Source organism: Halomonas sp. PA16-9, assembly GCF_009728585.1.
In the GTDB taxonomy this organism is placed as follows: Bacteria; Pseudomonadota; Gammaproteobacteria; order Pseudomonadales; family Halomonadaceae; genus Vreelandella; species Vreelandella titanicae.
Genome location: NZ_CP040451.1, coordinates 1,637,021 through 1,655,885 on the forward strand (window position 1 = coordinate 1,637,021; position 18,865 = coordinate 1,655,885).

An 18,865-nucleotide genomic window follows, 5' to 3' on the forward strand; every position below is an offset into this window, starting at 1 on the left:
TAACGCTCCTTGTGCAGTTCTTTACTCTAGGATCTTTCGAGAGCACGTCGCTGACAAGGGGTTGCGAGAAGTTGATACTGAAGTGATCCGTTGTGCTATGTGTGACCGTTCTAGTGATTTCGGTGATACCCAACTGATACTGTGATTCTGCGGCATCTAAGCTGAAATGCTGAGTATGACAGCCGTCACTGAGTAAGCGACACTGCCTGCGATTGATGTAAAGACGCTCACAGGGTGAAAGATGCAGGCATTGAATTTCCCTATTTCAACACGTTGGATGATCTGGTCGCCCGATTAGGTCCTATCTTCCCACGTTCAGAAACACGGGATCGCGCTCTTCGCTACACCAAAGAACAACCCCGCTGCTGTGTGGAGTGTCTTAGGCTGTAATTCAATTTTTCTTTTTTAGTTTTTGCTTATTTAACTTACCTTACTGCTTATGCAGTTTTTGGGTTTCTTACTAAGGAAAAACAGTTATTAAAGTTTATTGAGGAGATTGCCAAATAAGTACTAAGATTATGGTCGCTGTCCTAAGTGTATGCAAGATTTTACTGCTAGGTTTAATGAGGCTAGGGTACTAGAGCGTGTAGCAGGCTTGTCAGCGGTTAGTGGCCTAAGCTAGTGGACAAGTAGATGCCGTAAGCATTAAGCGATGTCTTTATTAATGTCATTTTCATTACAACAGTAACAAAGGAGTGCTTTATGGATCCGTTTCTTGGGGAAATCAAAATGTTAGGCTTTGCATGGGCGCCCGTGGGTTGGGGGCTATGCAATGGTACCCAGCTATCTATTGCACAGTATCAGGCTCTCTACTCTTTGCTCGGCACTGTTTACGGTGGCAACGGCCAAACCACCTTTAACCTGCCAGATCTGAGAGGGCGAATGCCCAGAGGGCAAGGTCAGGGAGCGGGCATGGCAAATGTCGATATCGGGGAACTGGCTGGAGCGGAAAACCGCACACTGACTATCAATCAAATGCCTCAACATACCCATGCCGCAGGGGCAATGACTACGCCGGATGACGCCAATGAAGACACGCCTGCCACAGGAGATTATTTAGCCAGCGGAAAAACGGGCCTTAGTGGCTCTGTGAACAATTACTTCCGTGGCACCCCCTCTGGCACGGTTGAGTTAGGCAATGGCCAAACGGGCATTAGCGGAGGGAGCCAACCGTTTAACGTTATGAACCCTTATCTCGCCCTGAACTTCAGTATTGCATTGCAGGGTATCTATCCATCCCGCCAATAATAGGTAGGGCAACAAGTGATGGTGGCCGAACGTTTGGAGGTTCGGCCTCTTATCGTAGGAGTCACGATGTTAGGCACCATTACGGCGGCGGACTTTCAGCCGCTACAGGGAAAAGAGTGTACCTTTGAGGCGACCTCTGCGCTTTCGGTGAAGTTAACGGTCGAGCAAATAACAAGCCGCCCCGACTGCCAAGTGCCTGGGGCAGACGAAGCGCGAGAGCCTTTCGGTGTTCTTCTGTCTGGGCAGCAAGACGAGGTTGATTTTACCAGCGCCACCGGGGTCTTGCGCTTAGGCGACGGGGCAACGCTGGAAGGCGTCTACATTAACCGTGTGTTACCCCCAATGGGTGGTGACCCACGGCCCTGGTATCAACTGGTTTTTAACTAATAGTTTTAACTAATAGTTTTAACTAATAGTTGACTAGGGCGTTTGCGGATACCAGACCCAGCGCTCTACTGCCCCCATTAATCCTTCAAAACGGAACCCTAGCTGCTGGTAAAGCTGTTTGGCATAAACATTAAATGGATCGACGGAGAGGGAAACGGGGCTCATAACTTGAGCCCCTGCTGACTGGACTGCCCTAAGAACAACAGCCCCATAACCCTTGTTACGTGCCCCCTTGATCAGCGCGAGGTCGAGAATATGCACTTCATTAGCACCGAAATCCACCGTCACACGGCCGATCCGCTCACCCTGTTTCTCGACAATATAATACAAGGCATTGGGGTAGGCGGTTCCATAACCGATTGCTTGGGCCTTAACCTGCATCTCAAGCAGCGCCTCAATCATGTCTTGATCAGCCAGCGCTAGTTGCAGGTCTTGCGGATATCTCGATAAAGCGCTTCAAGAAAAAGATGATCTGAATCTCTAGAGGGCCGAAGTTGCAACCCATCGTTTAAGTGCCCGCCAATACCTGCCATTCGTTTGCCATTGCCCAAGGATATAAGTTGATTGAATCGCCCACCACTACAAGATAAACGTGAGCTTGCCAAAAATCGTGAGTGCTCACCAACCCCCTTGGCCCTCTAACAAGCTTCGGGTGTTGTTATTGAGCGGTAAGCGGAAATCGGCGCTGCCGAGTACCATGGCATCACCTGCTCGCACGACCCGAGCACTTACATAGACGTAGTCCTGGCCCTGTGCATAGGTGCCCATTAAAATTGAACGGGCGTTGTGCTGAGCGGTTAGGCGCTGAACTTGCCGTGATAGAATCAATTCCCCACGCTCTCTTCGATAAACATGCTGTCGCGCATTTTGACTTCGCGTACCTGCATACCCTGGCGGGCCAGTGCGGAGGCCATAATTTCAGAGCTAATACGCCCCAGTGTGGATGACTGGCTTAGATTGTCGATGCTCACAAAAGTGGCGGCAATCATGGGGCTATAGCGCGTGAGCTCTGGATTGCTGGCAACCATCTGCTCGGCAGCGGCATGAACCAATTCAGAGAGATCGGGTTCCGGTTCGGCGGGCGTATTGTTAGCATTGCCCAGCGCGCTGCAACCAGCCAGTAACAGTAGCGTTATGCCCATGGTCATCCCACGGGTAGCATGGCCGATAGAGCGAGCGCGCCAAGTAGTGAAAAGTGTCATCAGCATGAAATTACCACGTATCAGTAAGGGAAACGGAGGGTGTGGTAGGTGCCTGAGGCACGCGATGGGGGGCATATTGACGACGGTCACCGGCATTGATGTAGTAAATGTTGGACGAAGAGTAGAGAATTCGTTCGCCATCGATAATTTGCGTGGTCACGATGATCTCTTCGTCACCGGTGTATGTCCAACTACCGCTGGTGGTATCGGCAAGCATGCCGGCGGGGATTAATCCCAGCGCAGGTTCGCTCCACTGATTAAACGGAATCGTGGCTACCGCAATGCCCGCGGTGAGTGCGGTAAAAGCGCCAACCGGTGGGCGTATAAAGCCGCGGTCACGGTGCTCGACAACTTCGACGTCGATAGTGATATTGGCGCTGTTTGCAGTGGGGGCGGTGGTAAGGTTAGCGCCCCGTGACACCAGTTCGCTGGTCAGCAGTGCGCGAAAGCCACGCCCAAATTCACCGCCACTGTAGGCGTGCAGTGCTTCGCTATCTGACTCGCTGATGTGTAAATCGCGATTGCGGACGCGCTCGCGTTGTAAAATGCTGGTAGCTTCATGGCGGGCCAGCACATCCCAGTGGTGAGCTGCCTGCATACGTTGCTGTTCGGTATAGGGGTAGGTAGTGGCGATCGGCGCTTGAGATGTATTGGCATAAAAGCAGCCGCTAAGCATTAAGCTTGCCAGCCCCAAACTAACAGGACGTATGAAATAGGGTAATGGAAATAATCGGGGACGGGTGCGCACCTGCTGGTTCCTTTTTCGCTACAAAACGGCTTTTGATAGACTATGTGCTTTGCTTAGTTTGCCATGCCTAATTCGACGTATCTAATTCATCATACCTAGCAAGATCGGCCACGAGGTTAAAAACTTGAATGAGCGATAATGCCAATGCTTGAAGATCACCGCGGCGGTCCGCGCCATGATTCGCTGATGTCGGCCTATCATGAAAGTGATAGCGGTAGCGGTTGGATGATCAGTTATCTCGATATCATGACCTTGTTGGTGGCTCTGTTCGTGGTCATTATCGCCGCTGCAGGGCCGGTTATTCCTCAATTGAACCAGAAGGATAGTGTGAGCGAGGACGCGGGCACATCCTCGCCTACTTTGGGAGTCCCCCTGCCTGAAGCATTGGCCCAGGTAAGCCATGAGCGTGAGAGTGTCGCCCGGTGGAGCAGTGCAGGATTGAACCCCATGGCGATTAGTGCGGCACTTGGCGTGGCAGGGCTGCCCAAGCTGGCCGATCTTCCTCGACGAGTCAGCTTCGGTGTTCCACCGCTTTTGGCAGCACCATTGCCGCCTGCTGAGCCGGTTATTTCTTTACCAAAACTACTGATGCCCGCGGGCAGCGATGATTTTACATCGCCCTTAGCTGACTACATGGTGGTGTTAACCGACCACCCCCCGGCAAATGTACAAGCGGTGAGCGATGAGTCAGTAGCGGGGGCGACTGCGCTAAATCAGGCGCTTTCGGAACGCGTTGAAGAGTCTACCTATTTGCCCGACCTGGAGGGTGTTGAAGTATCGCGGGTGGCTGAGGGGATTAGCCTGCGTGTACAGGATCAACTGCTGTTTCCCTCTGCCACGGCTGAGCTAACCAACGATGGGTCGTCACTAGTGAGCAGTTTGCTCGAGACTATTCAGCGCTACGATGGCGAAGTGTGGGTGGAGGGCCATTCGGACAGCCAGACCATTAGCACCGAGGAGTTCTCATCTAACTGGGCGCTGTCGAGTGCTCGTGCCATTGCCATTGTGGAAGCGCTGGAAGCGGCGGGCGTGGATGCTGAACGCCTTCGCGCAGTCGGCTTGGCAGCAACAAAACCGCTAGAGAGCAACGCCACCGCGGAAGGGCGTGCACGTAATCGGGGGTTGAGGTGGTGATTCATGTGGAGTAAGGGGCAGTTAATAGAGGAGTAAATAGCTGCTCAGCTATAAGGAAAATGTCATTGCGAGAAGCGCAGCGACGCGGCAATCTGATTTGTCAGTGATAGCTAACCCCGAGATTGCTTCTCTATGTTTGCAATGACGGCAACATGATCGCCACGCTTCGCTCGCGATGACATAAGAGGGGTAATGACATAGAAAAAAGCCCGCCGGGGGAGGCGGGCATTAAAGGGCTTGGCTCACTGCAGTCCACTGGCATCAGGTGAGGGGGTGTACAGGATTGCCAGTGGGTACAATATCAGTATAGCTATTTATTAAGCGTTGCCAAGTGCGGTAAAGCTTTTTTTACTTTTTATCATCTTAGTTATCGCTAATGCTTATTCTGAAAGGGGCTGTACAAAGCGCACCGATCTGCTTCATGCACTTTTGTGGTGCGTTTTAACTGCCTCTTTTTGGTGCTTGCAAGTACTCTGATTTATTTATCCCGTCAAATGCCACGTAACCCTCTGTTGAATAGACACTTCTCTGTTTTGGCTTATTAATTGCTATGCTTTACGTAGCAATTAATAGCTGGTCATAGTAGTTAATAGCTGGCCATAGCTATTTAGGCGTTCTAGACATGACGTCTTAACGAAGCGTTAAGGCCGAAGAGAGGTAGTGCTATGCCTGAACCCGCTCGTCTTTCAGCGTCAACCCCTTCGGTTGATCCGGCTCTGCAGCCGCGGCTTGTCTTGACCGATTTAGATGGCTCACTGCTCGACCATCACAGTTATGACTTCAGCCCTGCTGCTCCCTGGCTTGCCCGCTTAAAGCAAATGGGGGTGCCGGTGGTTCCGGTGACCAGTAAAACCCGTGCCGAACTGATACCGCTGCGCGAAGCGCTGGGCCTCACGGCAACCCCATTTATTGCTGAAAATGGTGCGGTTATTGGTCTCCCCCTGGCTGGTGTCATGCACGCTTAGACCGTCCAGGCAGTGGCCGTGATGGTGTCGTTATCAAACATCCTGGTGTGGATATTGGCTTTATACGTGCCCGATTAAAGGTGTGGCGTGAACGCTTGGATATTCGCTTTACCCGCATGGGAGAGATGAGCGTAGCTGAGGTGATGGAGCTTACCGGGCTCGACGCAGTTCGCGCCCGGGATGCTCGGCAGCGGGAAGGTAGCGAACCGTTGTTGTGGGAAGACTCGGCCGCGGCCCTTGAGACGTTTCGCGCCGCTTTAGAGGGGGATGGCTTACAGCTTACTCAAGGTGGGCGCTTTTGGCATGTAATGGGGCGCTCCGCCGATAAGGGCAATGCCGTCGAGTGGCTGGTTAAACGCTTCACGGCATTAAGAGGGCGAATGCCTCTTTCATTGGGTTTGGGAGATGGGCCAAACGATATCACAATGCTCGAAGCAGTGGATCAAGCGGTCGTGATACGAGGTTGTCACGACTTAGCCGTAGAACCCCGCAACGCTTCGCTCTATCGCACGGATGCCACAGGGCCAACCGGCTGGGCTGAGGGAGTGGCCTACTGGTGGGGGCGAGATGACCGCCGTTTAGCGACGGCGGAAAAGGGCGATGCCGCTGTCCTTTGAGTACAGTTCTTTGAGTACAGTTATTTGAGTCCAGTACTTTGACCCCAGTTCTATGAATCCAGGGAGGTAAGTGAATGAGTGACTTTCATCAAAACGGAATTATTACCGACTTTCACAACCTTACCCGGCGCTCGGTGGAGGCGCTTGAACAAGAGCTGTGCCAGTTTGCTCGACGACGTCCAATGGGGCTGATTCTACCGTCGCTGTTTTCGGAGCTGGAAGGGCCAGCGCTGTCGGCGATCGTCGATGAGCTGGTTAAAGTCCCTTATCTCAACGAGATTGTCATTGGCCTGGATAGAGCCGATCGCGAGCAATTTTTATATGCTCGGGAGTTTTTCTCACGCCTGCCGCAACACACGCGCATCTTATGGAACGATGGCCCACGGCTGCGCGCCCTGGATGCGGAGCTGGAAGAGCACGGTTTAGGCGCTTTAGAGCCTGGGAAAGGGCGCAATGTATGGTATTGCGCAGGCTATATGCTGTCGTCAGGGCGCTCGACGGTGGTAGGGCTTCACGACTGCGATATTTTGACCTATGAGCGTGGGCTGCTTGCGCGCTTGATGTATCCGGTGGCGCACCCCAATTTCAATTACAGCTTCTGCAAAGGTTATTACCCCCGTATTGCCGAGGGCAAACTGAATGGGCGCGTCTCACGGCTGTTAGTCACACCGCTGCTGCGGGCGCTTAAAACTGTCTGTGGGCCGATGCCCTACCTTGATTACCTGGATAGCTTTCGCTACCCACTGTCAGGTGAGTTTGCGATGCGCAGCGAAGTGCTAGAGGGGATTCGTATGCCTGCGGATTGGGGGCTGGAAATTGGCGTTTTGTCGGAGTTACAACGCAACTACTCCCTGCGCCAGCTCTGCCAGGTAGATATTGCCGATGCCTACGACCACAAGCATCAGCCGGTTAGCGAAGATGATCCTGATAGCGGCTTAAACCGCATGAGCCTGGATATTTCAAAAGCGCTCTATCGCAAACTAGCCACCCAGGGGGTTACCTTTAGCAGCGAAGACTTCCGCACGCTTAAAGCTACCTACTACCGCTTTGCGCTGGATTTGATCGAAGCCTACGACCACGATGCGACGATGAACGGCCTAAGCCTTGATCGCCACAGCGAAGAGCAGGCTGTGGAGCTGTTTGCCAGTAACCTGCTCGAAGCGGGCAATCTTTTTATGGATAACCCACGTGAGCGACCCTTTATCCCCAGCTGGAACCGTGTTCAGGCCGCGGTGCCAGATCTGCTCACGCGTATGCACGAAGCGGTAGAGCTGGATAACCAAGGTAAGGTTTAGCGCCTATTCATATGTCATTGCAAGGAGCCTACTCATATGTCATTGCGAGGAGCGCAGCGACGCGGCAATCTCGATCTGCGATGGCAGGTAACCTCGAGATTGCTTCACTGCGTTCCCAATGACAACACCGAGATCGCCACGCTTCGCTCGCGATGACACCCATTTGTCATTGCAAGGAGCCTACTCATATGTCATTGCGAGGAGCGCAGCGACGCGGCAATCTCGATCTGCGATGGCAGGTAACCCCGAGATTGCTTCACTGCGCTCGCAATGACAAGACATCAAAAATCGCTGTGCTGGAGGGCTGCACGCGGAGCCGATGACGAGGCGGGTAAATTTGCTTGTGCATGTCCCGTGCTCTGGTTAATGCGGAAGTGGGCAACCAGTTGACGCAGCTGAGCACTGAGCTGTGCGAGCGTTTGGGTGGCGTGGTTACTCTCTTGCACCAGGCCGGCATTTTGCTGGGTCATTTGATCCATCTGCGTTACCGCCTGATTGACCTGCTCAATGCCGCTGCTCTGCTCAATGGTGGCTGCAGAGATTTCCTGAACCAGTGTACTGAGCTGTTTAATGTCATCGACCATGCCATTGATCTCATCGCCGGTGTCATGCACTTGACGGCTGCCTTCCACCACTTTGCTATCCGACGCTTCGATCAGCGTTTTGATCTCTTGGGCGGCGGCAGCCGAACGGCTGGCTAGTTGGCGAACTTCATTGGCGACAACGGCAAAACCGCGCCCCTGCTCGCCGGCTCGGGCGGCCTCCACAGAAGCATTAAGTGCCAAAATGTTGGTTTGGAAGGCGATGCCGTCAATGGTGTTAACGATGCTGCTCATTTGAGTGGCGCTTTCGTTAATCGTCGCCATGGTGGAGATCACCGTGGACATTGAGTCACTGCCGCGTTGAGCGCTGTCAGCGGTGCGCGTGGCAAGTGTTCGTGCGTGATCCGCATGTTCGGCATTTTGTTTAACCGTGGCGGTAAGCTGCTCCATGCTGGAGGCCGTTTCGGCCAACGACGCTGCCTGCTCTTCGGTACGGGTGGAAAGCTCTTCGTTAACACCCACAATCTGCTCTACGCCACTGTTAACCTGGTTTGCGCCGTGGTGAATATCGCCAATGGTATTGGCCAGGGTTTCACGCATCCGGTTGATATCAAATAGTAAGCTCTGCTGATCCTTCGGCGAAAGCTGAGTGGTTTGGGTCAAATCTCCATCAGCAATATGGCGTACTACGCTAGCTGCATAGCGTGGGTCGCCCCCCAGCCTGCGAGCAACATCACGAATGACCCAGCCCATTAGCAGCGTTACAGGAAGGCCTATAATCAGCAGTACCATTACCGAGTAAATTAAACGTGTAATAAAAGCTTCGTTTATATCATCTACATAAACACCCGTGGCCAGCGACCACTGCCATTCGGGAAGATAGGCCACGTAACTGATTTTCGGTACCTGCTCATCACCAGTGATACGACGGGAGTAGTAGTCAACGTGCCCACCGCCAGCTTGAGCTGCTTCTCGAAAAGCAGCGTAAAGATCCATGCCGCTGGCATCCTGGTAAGCGCTCATGTCTTCACCGCGGGGGCGCTTGGGGTGGGAAACGATCTTTAGGTCATCATCGAAGGAGAAGATATATTCTCCACCGCCAAAACTGACGCTAGACATATTGTCGATGGCACGCTGTTGGGCTTCTTCAAGGCTGAGCTCTCCAGCAACTACCCGCTCTTGTAGCGCTTCAATTTGGCTCTGTACGCTTTCCACCACGTATTGAATACTGTCTCGGCGTTCACTCTCAATCGTCTGGCGATTCTCCCAGGCCAACCAGCCTACCAGCAGTAGCATGGCAACCCAGATAATACCCAGCGTTCCCCAGAGTTTTTGCGTCGTCGTTAAGCGTGTCATTTTTTTCCTAGCCGATGTAAGTAAGCAACGTTGTTCCCTATCGGCCTAAGGCACCAATACCTTAGCAAAATTTAAAGTAAATGCTGCCGCGGCAATTTCGCTTGCCGAGGCAGCATATTCTGAGATGTGTTTCACATCGCTCGCAATGACACCCAGTTGATCATTGTGAGGAGCCTACTCATATGTCATTGCGAGGAGCGCAGCGACGAGGCAATCTCGATCTGCGGTGGCAGGTAACCCCGAGATTGCTTCACTACGTTCGCAATGACAGGTGAAGGATTTCAATGATATCACCTACGTCATTGCGAGGAGCGCAGCGACGAGGCAATCTCGATCTGCGGTGGCAGGTAACCCTGAGATTGCTTCACTGCGCTCGCAATGACAAAACATCAAAAATCGCTATGTTGATGAGCGGTCTGCGGGGCGGGTGAGGAGGCGGGTAAGCTTGCCTGTGTATGCTCCGTGCTCTGGTGGATGCGGAAGTGGGCAACCAGTTGGCGCAGCTGGGCGCTGAGCTGGGCCAGGGCTTGAGTCGCGTGAGTGCTTTCTTGCACCAGGCTGGCATTTTGCTGGGTCATTTGATCCATTTGCGTTACCGCTTGGTTGACCTGCTCAATGCCGCTGCTCTGTTCAATGGTAGCCGCAGAAATTTCCTGAACCAGCGTACTGAGCTGTTTGATATCATCGACCATGCTGTTAATCACATCACCGGTGTCGCGTACTTGGCGGCTGCCTTCAACTACTTTGCTGTCCGACGCTTCGATCAGCGTTTTAATCTCCTGTGCCGCAGCAGCTGAGCGGCTGGCAAGTTGACGAACCTCATTGGCGACAACCGCAAAACCGCGCCCTTGATCACCTGCTCGGGCGGCTTCAACTGACGCGTTCAGTGCCAAAATATTGGTTTGGAAAGCGATACCGTCAATGGTGTTAACGATGCTGCTCATCTGTGTGGCGCTTTCGTTAATCGTCGCCATAGTGGTCGTGACGGACGACATCGAGTCGCTGCCGCGCTGAGCGCTATCGGCCGCTCTGGTGGCAAGCTTACGCGCATGGTCAGCGTGTTCAGCATTTTGCTTAACAGTCGCGGTGAGCTGTTCCATACTGGAAGCGGTTTCAGCTAGTGATGCTGCCTGCTCTTCGGTGCGGGTCGAAAGCTCTTCGTTTACGCCCACGATCTGCTCTACGCCACTGTTGACCTGGCTTGCACCTAGGTGGATGTCACCAATCGTCTCGGCAAGAGCTTCACGCATCCGGTTGATATTAAAAAGTAAGCTCTGTTGATCCTTCGGCGAAAGCCGTGTGACCTGGGTCAGGTCGCCGTCGGCAATATGACGTACTACGTTGGCTGCATAGCGTGGGTCTCCACCTAAACGACGAGAAACATCACGAATAACCCATCCCATCAGCAGCGTTACCGGCAGGCCAATGATCAGTAGTATCACGATCGAGCGAATCAAACCGGCAATAAAGGCGGCATTAATATCATCGACATAAACGCCGGTCGCCAGTGACCAGTCCCATTCGGGAAGGTGTGCTACATAACTGGTTTTCGGCAGCTGCTCGTCGCCACCCGCGGGGTAGAATAGTAATTGACGTGACCACCACCTGCTTGCGCGACACGCAGCAACTCGGGGTACAGCGCCATCCCGCTGGCGTCTTCATAATTGGTCATGTCAGTGCCGGGTGTGCGGCTAGGATGCGAGATAATCAGTAAGTCATCGTTGAATGAAAAGATATACTCGCCCGCCCCAAAGCTAACGCTAGACATATTATCGATCGCACGCTGCTGCGCTTCTTCCAGGCTAAGTTCACCGGAGGCTACCCGTTCTTGCAGGGCTTCAATTTGGTTTTGCACGCTTTCCACTACGTATTGAATGCTATCGCGGCGTTCGCTCTCAATCGTCTGGCGGTTCTCCCAGGCAAGCCAGCCAACCAATAGCAGCATGGCAACCCAGATAATACCCAGCGTTCCCCAGAGTTTTTGTGTCGTTGTTAAGTGAGTCATGTTCTTCCTAATTTTTGTAATTGAGTAACTCCTTCATTATCGGCCTAAATGGAGCAGACCTTAGCAAAAATAGTCTTGAACACTCTTTTGGGATATATAGCACCCTTATATTCTAAAATAATCTAAATATAGAACTTAAAATGCACTATGCTGTCTTTATAGCATGAGATTGAGATCACCACCCCTATGGGAGGCAACGATGCAACGCCCAATCGTTACGCACTTTTTTGATGAGCCTACGAACACCTTTAGCTATGTCGTCCAAGACCCTGATAGCCGTGCCTGCGCAATTATAGATTCGGTACTCGATTTTGATTATGCCGCTGGGCGAACCGACGTGCGATCTGCTAACACCATCATCGCTTTTATTCGCGAACACGATCTCGATGTAGTCTGGATTTTGGAGACCCATGTACATGCAGACCACCTCTCGGCAGCGCCATACCTACATGAACAGTTAGGGGGTAAAACCGGCATTGGTGCCAACATAGTGAAGGTGCAGGAGATATTCGGTAAGGCATTCAATGCGGGCAGTAAGTTTGCTCGGGATGGCAGCCAGTTTGATGCGCTGTTTGAAGAAGGGGATACGTTCGCCGTTGGCCAATTACAGGGCCAGGTGCTGCATACCCCAGGACATACGCCCGCTTGTTTAACCTACGTAATAGGCGATGCCGCCTTTGTAGGCGATACGCTATTTATGCCGGATTATGGCACCGCGCGGTGCGACTTTCCCGGTGGAGATGCGCGCACTCTTTATCACTCTATCAAAAAGTATTGGCGCTTCCCGAGCAGACGCGGCTGTTCTTATGCCACGACTATAAAGCTCCCGGTCGCGATACCTTTCAGCATGAAACCAGCGTTGCGGAACAGCGCAGTGAGAACGTCCATGTTCATGAAGGTATCAGCGAAGACGAGTTCGTGAAGATGCGCACTGAGCGCGACGCCACCTTAGGCATGCCACGGCTCATTATTCCTTCGGTGCAGGTCAATATGCGTGCGGGGGAACTGCCTCCTGCGGAAGAGAATGGCACTGTCTATCTCAAAGTGCCGCTTAATTTTTTCTAATGGTGTAAGTGCGAACTAAGGAGTGACCCGTGGATTGGACAGCAGGCTTACAAGGGCTGGTTGGGGGTGTGTTGATCGGGCTTTCCGCTACCTGGTTGATGGCAACGCTGGGCGTATCGCGGTATCAGTGGCATCGTGGGCAATTTGATAACCAATGCCCCAAGGGCGATAGCGCTTGGCGAGTGGCTTTTCTGTTAGGGCTGATAAGCGGCCCGCTTCTGCTTATGGCGCTAGGTGGTGGTTTGGGCAACGTTGCCGGAAGCCCTGGTGAGGTGATTGCGCGCGGTGGGAGGCGTAGGGTTAATGCTGGTGGCTGGGCTGTTAGTGGGCGTAGGCACGGGGCTGGGCAGTGGCTGTACCAGCGGCCATGGGGTATGCGGGCTGGCGCGCTTGGCACCACGCTCCATGGCGGCCACCGGTATGTTTTTGCTGACGGCGCTAGTGACCGTTTATATCTCGCGCCACATGCTAGGCCTAGGCGGTGGAGTATGAGTCAGTCAAACAAGAGTCATTGGATGAAAACAGCGGCAGGATATGCGGCGGGGCTGCTTTTCGGTATCGGCTTAGCTGTTTCAGGCATGACCGACCCCGCGCGAGTAGTGGGTTTCTAGACGTAGCGGGCGCCTGGGATCCAACGCTAATGTTCGTATTGGGCGGGGCCGTCATCACCACCTTTATGGCTATCGGCTGGTATTCAAGCGTACTGCACGTTGTTGGGTGGCGTCTTTCAGTTACCGACCAAACGAGAGTTAGACGCGAAGTTATTAGGGGGCGCTGCCCTGTTCGGCATCGGCTGGGGCTTTCCGGCTACTGCCCAGGGCCAGCGATTGCCTCCATGGCGGTCTTTCCTTACCGCTATTGGCCATGCTGGTGACCATGGTGTTGGGGTGGTTTGCTGCTAAGCGTCTCGCCTAGCCATTCGTCCTTAATTCGGCGATTGCCATGCCCGCGCCCTTGCCATCAAAGCAAGGGCGTTTTTATTTGTCTTAACGCTGGGTTAATGCTCGTCCGCCATGCTGATGGGTAATAAATAGGAAACCGCTATGCACGTCTTGTTGATTGAAGATGACCCGCTGGTTGCTTCGGGTATTCGCGCTGGATTAATGACCTTCGACTTTGTGGTCGATCACGTCTCCACGGGGATCGCTGCCCGTCAGGCGATGCGAACGGTGGCCAGTGATGTGGTCATTCTTGATCGCGGATTGCCCGATGGCGATGGTCTTCAATTGCTGGCCGAGTGGCGCGAGCAGGGCAACGACGTTCCCGTGCTGGTGTTAACCGCAAGGGATGCGGTGCGTGACCGAGTGGATGGACTACAGGGCGGCGCCGACGACTATCTGGTGAAACCTTTCGATTTAGATGAGTTGGTAGCGCGTTTGCACGCCTTGTTACGCCGAGTAGCAGGGCGCAGCAGCGGCCTGATTGCCCATGGCGCACTCTGCTTAGATCCAACGGCTAGGGAGGTCTACGTCGATGAACAGCTGATTATGCTGTCTCGCCGGGAGCTGGTGCTGCTTGAAACCTTCCTGCAATCGCCACGCAGCGTCCTGTCAGCCGACCAGCTTAAAGATAGCCTTTACGGTATGAACGACGATGTTGAGAGCAATGCGCTGAATGTGCATATCCACCACCTGCGCCGCAAGTTGGGGAGCGGCGTGATTGAAACAGTGCGCGGGCTTGGCTATCGGTTGGGCAAACCCGAGGCGGTACATGCGGCCGGTACGCCCTATAAGGGGCAGCTATGAGTTTACGTGCGCGCTTGCTGCTGACTCTGGGATTAACGCTGGCACTGCTCTGGGGTGTGGCGGCGGCGTGGCTGATGCGCGACCTGGAAGAGAAGTTTGTGGAAACCCTGGATCAGCGCTTAGCGCAGTCGGCAAGAATGGTGGCCGGGTTAGTCCTGCAGCTGCCGTTTGACGTATGGGAGGATGCCGAGCATCCAGTGCTGTCTATTCCACCCATTGAGGGTCTGGCCTGCCAAGTGCACTCGCCCCAAGGCGAAATCATGGCGCGCACCCATGCCGATATGGACGCTATTCTCGCCCGGGAGAGGGCGGCCACACTTATCGCCAGGCAGGCGACGTGACTTGGCGGGTATTTACCTACGAGCGCGGTGGCATCGTGATTACCACCGCTGATCGTATGGATGAGCGCGATATGCTGCTCGGCGGCGTTATACGCATGACCGTGGTGCCCTTTATCGTAGCGCTGGTAGGCAGCATGTTTGCGCTTTGGCTGGGGGTTTGGCGTGGCTTAGCACCACTAACACGGCTGCGCGAATCGCTGGCCAATCGCCACCCCGATGCACTGGCCCCTGTCGCTACCTATGGCCTGCCTAAAGAGATTCGTCCGCTGATTGAAACCTTAAATACGCTTCTTGAGCGTGTACAGCAAACCATTATCCGTGAGCAGCGCTTTACAAACGATGCCGCCCACGAACTGCGCACACCGCTTACCGCGATCAAAACCCACCTGCAAGTGGCTCGCCGGGTCGAAGGTCAGGCCGCAATAACATCGCTCAACTATGCTGAAGAGGGAGTGGTGCGGTTGAGCTCAACCCTTGACCAACTGCTCACGCTGGCTCGCGTAGAGGGGCGTGTGCGCTTTGATGATGGTGAGGCTAGTCGCGTCGCAGATGTAGCCGAACACGCCCTGGCGGATAGCCAGCACAACAAATCAGCCCGCTTTGTAGTGTCGCCCCATTGGCCCGATGTCGCCCTTGCGATGCCCCGCGAATTGGCTATCACCGCGCTGCGTAATTTGCTCGATAACGCTATTAACCATGGGCCCCGATGCCCCCGTTAACTTTGATGCGCAGTGGGAGCCAGGGGAGCGCCATCTTACCTTTAGCGTTAGCGACCAAGGCCCAGGTGTGATGGCGCGACGCTTGAACAATTAACTCAACGATTCTGGCGCGCCAGTAAACAGCAAGGCAGTGGACTGGGGTTAGCCATTGTGGCTGCTATCGCGAACGTTTTGGTGGCGAAGTGACGTTTGTCAGCCCTGCTGGAGGTGGTTTTACCGCCCGTCTGGTGGTGCCAGTGGCGGGTAGCTAACAACGATAACGCAAGGGAGAAACCGAGATGAATAAAAAATACTTAAGGTTTGGCCTGCTGATAGGGATTAGCTTAGTCACTGGAGGCGCGCTGGCGCAGCAGGTGACGCGGAGCGAGGCCAGGCTGCAGCGGCTACCTGCACAGCCTGTCATCAGGCCGATGGCATATGAATGTGCCCAATGGTGAGTCATGGCCGCGCTTAGCGGGGCTGAATGCGGACTATATCGCTAAGCAGTTGCACGACTTAAAGCCGGGCAGCGTCAAAATGCGACATGATGACGTTTGCCAATATGCTCGACGATCAGCAAATAGCCGATGTTGCCGAATACTATAGCCAAATGCCGGTAACGCCGGGGCAAGGCGGCGATGAGGCCGACGAAGCGCTGCTGGCGCGGGTCAACAGCTTGCCGAACGCGGCGATTGGAACGCCTACATTGTTTTCCTGCCAAAGCTGCCACGGGCCCGGTGGTACGGGCGTTGGCAGCACCTTCCCAGGTGTCGCCAGCCAGCATGCTGGCTATATCAGCGCTCAGTTGAGGGCGTGGAAAAACGAGACACGCATCAACGACCCACAGAATCTCATGGGGGCCATTGCCAAACGCATGAGCGATAACGACATTCAGGCGGGTCTGCCTGGTATGCCACGCAACCGGTTCAGAAGAACAGGAGACAGCACAATGACCATCTGTCGTCGCTCCCTCGTCATAACCCTGACCGGCTGCTCGCTGGCGTTCGGTACCTTTTATACAGCCACGGTTATTGCCCAGCCAGAAGAGCGTCCAGACGCTGCGCTGAATATGCTGGTACACGAGCCCCCACCATGGAAGACCTTGAGAATTCCGAACTTCATCCGGAACTGAAAAAAGTCATCCGCTATGGGCATGATCTATTCACCAATACGCAGCAGTTGCGTGGTGAGAACGTGTTCAATGATATGAACTGCTCTAGCTGTCATTTGGGCGAAGGGCGGGTGCCGTTCAGTGCGCCAGTGTGGGCCGCGGCTATCACGCTGCCGGATTTTCGTGGTAAGAACCAGCATGTGAATAACCTGGAAGAACGTATCGCAGGTTGCTTTGCTTATTCCATGAATGGCGTGCCACCGGAGTATGGCAGCGATGAAATGCTGGCGCTAAGCGCCTACCATCAATGGCTGGCCACCGGTGCGCCGATGTATCCAGACAAACCGATCTATGGGCGTGGCTTCCCCGCACCGGATGAGCCAGCTGAAGAGCCCGACTACGCTAGGGGCGAAGCGGCTTACCAGGAAAATTGTTCGATATGCCATCAGAACGATGGCTCTGGCCACTATGAAAACGGTGAATACGTATTTCCAGCCCCTTGGGGCGACGGCTCTAATAATTGGGGCGCGGGGATCGCGCGAGTAGAAACCATGGCGGGCTTTATTTACCAAAATATGCCGCTTGGTCAGCCGCGGTCACTCAGCGATCAAGACGCCTGGGATATTGCTTACTTCATAAGCAGCCAAGAGCGACCCCAAGACCCTCGCTACACGGGCGATGTCGCCGAGACAGCCGAGCGTTTTGGCCCGACCTTCCATAACCGCTCACTGTACGGGCAAACCCGCGAACACGACGGCCATGTACTCGGTGATCACGACAACTTCGGGGAGAAGGGCGACCTTAAACCCTGGAACGTCGGGATGCCGAGGTTTGAAAACCTTTCCGAGGAGTAATACCGTCACGAAATGTGATTATGAGGAACTTTCATTTTTGTCATTGAGAGGAGTCCTCTTTATGTCATTGCGAGGAACTTGCGACGAAGCAATCTTTGGCGGCGGTGGCAGATTAACCCCGAGATTGCTTCACTACGTTCGCAATGACAGGTAGCGGATTTCAATGACATCACCTACGTCATTGCGAGGAGCGCAGCGACGCGGCAATCTTTGGCAGTGGCAGATTAACCCCGAGATTGCTTCACTACGTTCGCAATGACAGGTGAAGGATTTCAATGACATCACCTACGTCATTGCGAGGAGCGCAGCGACGCGGCAATCTTTGGCGGCGGTGGCAGATTAACCTCGAGATTGCTTCACTACGTTCGCAATGACAGGTGAAGGATTTCAATGACATCACCTACGTCATTGCGAGGAGCGCAGCGACGCGGCAATCTTTGGCGGCGGTGGCAGATTAACCCCGAGATTGCTGCACTACGTTCGCAATGACAGGTGAAGGATTTCAATGACATCACCTACGTCATTGCGAGGAGCGCAGCGACGCGGCAATCTTTGGCGGCGGTGGCAGATTAACCCCGAGATTGCTGCACTACGTTCGCAATGACAGGTGAAGGATTTCAATGACATCACCTACGTCATTGCGAGGAGCGCAGCGACGCGGCAATCTTTGGCAGTGGCAGATTAACCCCGAGATTGCTTCACTACGTTCGCAATGACAGGTGAAGGATTTCAATGACATCACCTACGTCATTGCGAGGAGCGCAGCGACGCGGCAATCTTTGGCGGCGGTGGCAGATTAACCTCGAGATTGCTTCACTACGTTCGCAATGACAGGTGAAGGATTTCAATGACAGGGAGGGCCCACAATGAAAGAGAGGCTCACGATAATAAGGGGTGTGGCACTCAGAATGATATTAGTATGGGGCAAGCTCAACCCAATCAGGATTAAGGGAGTCAATTAGAGCATTTTTACGTTGACGTGAACCCGCTTTAAGCTGTTTTTCGCGCCTGATGGCATCTTCTATACTATTTGACTCCTCTAGCCATACAAGTTTGTGGCAACGGTACTTTTTGGTGAATCCTGGCATTAAACCTTGGCGGTGTTCATAAAGCCTGCGCTCCAAGTTGTTTGTAACTCCTATGTAAAGAACGCGGTGAGTGCGGTTAGTCAGCATATAAACATAATAAAGATTGTTTGTTGTCGACATGAACCGACCTTTCGGTGATGGATTTTTATTAATCTAACTTCATTTTATTAGCAATGGTAGGGGCGCATCATTGCAGTCAGTATCCTTATTTTGACTATGAAAAGTGAAACGACCTTAGCTTGCAGTGGTAGATTAACCTAGAGATTGCTTCGCTTGCGCTCGCAATGACAGGGGGCGGGGCTCACAATGTCGCGTTGCTCGCAATGCAACAAATTAGATTGCTACGTTCGCAATGACAGTAGGATATTCACCTACGTCATTGCGAGGAGCGCAGCGACGCGGCAATCTTTGGCGGCGGTGGCAGATTAACCCCGAGATTGCTTCACTACGTTCGCAATGACAGG

At 53.6% G+C, this 18,865-nt stretch carries 13 protein-coding genes and 6 pseudogenes; 12 read left to right on the top strand and 7 right to left on the bottom strand.

Going from position 1 to position 18,865, the window contains the following annotated elements; genetic code table 11:
• The first annotated feature begins 702 nt into the window (after positions 1-702).
• On the top strand, positions 703-1,248 hold the full coding sequence (locus FDY98_RS07590) for a phage tail protein (RefSeq protein WP_027959607.1): 546 nt from the start codon (positions 703-705) through the stop codon (positions 1,246-1,248).
• A 66-nt stretch (positions 1,249-1,314) separates the two neighbouring features.
• Complete coding sequence (locus FDY98_RS07595; RefSeq protein ID WP_027959606.1) at positions 1,315-1,635, top strand: DUF6916 family protein; 321 nt, start codon at positions 1,315-1,317, stop codon at positions 1,633-1,635.
• Positions 1,636-1,668: 33 nt separating this feature from the next.
• Here the strand turns inward: FDY98_RS07595 and FDY98_RS27385 are convergent, their stop codons facing one another.
• From FDY98_RS27385 to FDY98_RS07610, 4 genes are all read right to left on the bottom strand, one after another.
• Positions 1,669-2,037, bottom strand: coding sequence for a GNAT family N-acetyltransferase (locus tag FDY98_RS27385; protein WP_340146822.1), 369 nt, complete (start codon positions 2,035-2,037; stop codon positions 1,669-1,671).
• 216 nt (positions 2,038-2,253) lie between these two features.
• Positions 2,254-2,463 (bottom strand): FlgO family outer membrane protein, encoded by a 210-nt coding sequence (locus FDY98_RS27390; protein WP_340146823.1) that lies wholly within the window; start codon positions 2,461-2,463, stop codon positions 2,254-2,256.
• Positions 2,460-2,843: a FlgO family outer membrane protein gene (locus tag FDY98_RS27395; protein ID WP_340146824.1), complete on the bottom strand. Its 384-nt coding sequence runs from the start codon at positions 2,841-2,843 to the stop codon at positions 2,460-2,462. The genes FDY98_RS27390 and FDY98_RS27395 overlap by 4 nt, the downstream gene beginning before the upstream one ends.
• A 4-nt stretch (positions 2,844-2,847) precedes the next feature.
• A complete protein-coding gene (locus FDY98_RS07610; RefSeq protein WP_411906215.1) occupies positions 2,848-3,513 on the bottom strand; it encodes a hypothetical protein in 666 nt (221 codons plus the stop codon).
• A 210-nt stretch (positions 3,514-3,723) separates the two neighbouring features.
• Here FDY98_RS07610 and FDY98_RS07615 point away from each other — a divergent pair, with 210 nt between their 5' ends.
• From FDY98_RS07615 to FDY98_RS07625, 3 genes and pseudogenes are all read left to right on the top strand, one after another.
• Complete coding sequence (locus tag FDY98_RS07615) at positions 3,724-4,719, top strand: OmpA family protein (RefSeq protein WP_340146825.1); 996 nt, start codon at positions 3,724-3,726, stop codon at positions 4,717-4,719.
• A gap of 665 nt (positions 4,720-5,384) precedes the next feature.
• Positions 5,385-6,301: pseudogene (locus FDY98_RS07620) on the top strand (HAD-IIB family hydrolase).
• Between the two features lie 74 nt (positions 6,302-6,375).
• A complete protein-coding gene (locus FDY98_RS07625) occupies positions 6,376-7,596 on the top strand; it encodes a hypothetical protein (RefSeq protein ID WP_009288458.1) in 1,221 nt (406 codons plus the stop codon).
• A 281-nt stretch (positions 7,597-7,877) separates the two neighbouring features.
• Here FDY98_RS07625 and FDY98_RS07630 read toward each other — a convergent pair whose 3' ends face one another.
• On the bottom strand, positions 7,878-9,494 hold the full coding sequence (locus FDY98_RS07630; RefSeq protein WP_009288459.1) for a methyl-accepting chemotaxis protein: 1,617 nt from the start codon (positions 9,492-9,494) through the stop codon (positions 7,878-7,880).
• A 389-nt stretch (positions 9,495-9,883) separates the two neighbouring features.
• A pseudogene (gene htc2 / locus FDY98_RS07635) lies at positions 9,884-11,499 on the bottom strand (methyl-accepting chemotaxis protein Htc2).
• 199 nt (positions 11,500-11,698) lie between these two features.
• On the opposite strand from htc2, the pseudogene FDY98_RS07640 reads away from it, so the two are divergent.
• From FDY98_RS07640 to FDY98_RS07670, 7 genes and pseudogenes are all read left to right on the top strand, one after another.
• A pseudogene (locus FDY98_RS07640) lies at positions 11,699-12,564 on the top strand (MBL fold metallo-hydrolase).
• Positions 12,565-12,593: 29 nt separating this feature from the next.
• Positions 12,594-13,056, top strand: a pseudogene (locus FDY98_RS29380) (YeeE/YedE family protein).
• A gap of 86 nt (positions 13,057-13,142) precedes the next feature.
• Positions 13,143-13,438 (top strand): annotated as a pseudogene (locus FDY98_RS07650) (DUF6691 family protein).
• Positions 13,439-13,607: 169 nt separating this feature from the next.
• Positions 13,608-14,309, top strand: a complete 702-nt coding sequence (locus FDY98_RS07655) for a response regulator (RefSeq protein WP_027959596.1) — start codon at positions 13,608-13,610, stop codon at positions 14,307-14,309.
• A pseudogene (locus tag FDY98_RS07660) lies at positions 14,306-15,620 on the top strand (ATP-binding protein). Before FDY98_RS07655 ends, FDY98_RS07660 begins: the two are co-directional and overlap by 4 nt.
• A gap of 275 nt (positions 15,621-15,895) precedes the next feature.
• On the top strand, positions 15,896-16,480 hold the full coding sequence (locus FDY98_RS27405) for a c-type cytochrome (protein WP_340146827.1): 585 nt from the start codon (positions 15,896-15,898) through the stop codon (positions 16,478-16,480).
• Positions 16,441-17,313, top strand: coding sequence for a c-type cytochrome (locus tag FDY98_RS07670; RefSeq protein WP_340146828.1), 873 nt, complete (start codon positions 16,441-16,443; stop codon positions 17,311-17,313). Before FDY98_RS27405 ends, FDY98_RS07670 begins: the two co-directional genes overlap by 40 nt.
• 914 nt (positions 17,314-18,227) lie before the next feature.
• On the opposite strand, the gene FDY98_RS07675 is transcribed toward FDY98_RS07670, so the two are convergent.
• Positions 18,228-18,521, bottom strand: a complete 294-nt coding sequence (locus FDY98_RS07675) for a GIY-YIG nuclease family protein (protein ID WP_022519796.1) — start codon at positions 18,519-18,521, stop codon at positions 18,228-18,230.
• Positions 18,522-18,865 lie beyond the last annotated feature (344 nt).